Raw genomic sequence first — 757 nt, forward strand, 5'->3', positions numbered from 1 at the left:
CCGCCCGGCGCGCCGCCCGGGCGTCGGCGATCACCCGGTCGGCATCCAGCAGGTCGACCGCCCACGGCTTGCCGGACGGCACGGGAATGCCGTTGGTGTCGGCGGTGTAGGCCAGGTGCGCGATCCGGGCGCCGCCCGCCGTCAGCATGGTGGGGCGCCGCGCCTCCCGCTCGGAGCGTGCCGAGCCGGCGTGGCGGACGCCTGCCGCGTCCAGCGCGTCGAGGGTGCGGCGCAACCCGTCGAAGCCGTCGTCGAGCGTGTGGTTGGACGCCGTGGAGCAGCTGTCGTAGCCGGTGTCGCGCAACGCGGTGGCGAGCTGCGGCGGCGACCGGAACAGCGGGTATCCGGTGAAGGGCCCGCCCTCTTCGCCGTACGGGGTCTCCATGTGGCAGATCGCCACGTCCGCCGCCCGGACCAGCGGTGAGACGCCGGCGAGCATCGGCCCGAAGTCGTGTCCGCTGCCGCCCGCGTCGAGCTGCGCCTGCCGGATGATCGACGGGTACGGGATGATGTCCCCGGTCGCCAGCAGGGTGAACGCACGCCGGTCGTCGTCGGCCGTCCGGGCGGACGACGCGGGGGCGCCGGGTTCCGCGGTCTGCTCCGCACCCGCCTGGTCCGGGCCGGCCGTGCAGCCGGACATCATCAGTGCCGCGACCGCACCGGCCGCCGTCCAACCGCTCCGGCGTCGTGACATCGGCTTCTCCTCACGCTCGGCTGCCCTTCCCGGCCAGCCTGCGACGGGGCCGCCGACCTCGCA

1 protein-coding gene is annotated in these 757 nt (G+C 75.4%); it reads right to left on the minus strand.

Annotated elements, in window-relative coordinates; translation table 11 throughout:
* Positions 1-694: CapA family protein (locus ACYVE9_RS29330; protein ID WP_461030910.1), on the minus strand; the 694-nt coding region annotated here is incomplete at its 3' end.
* Between the last annotated feature and the right edge of the window lie 63 nt (positions 695-757).

The sequence above is a fragment of the Streptomyces sparsus genome, from assembly GCF_054776295.1.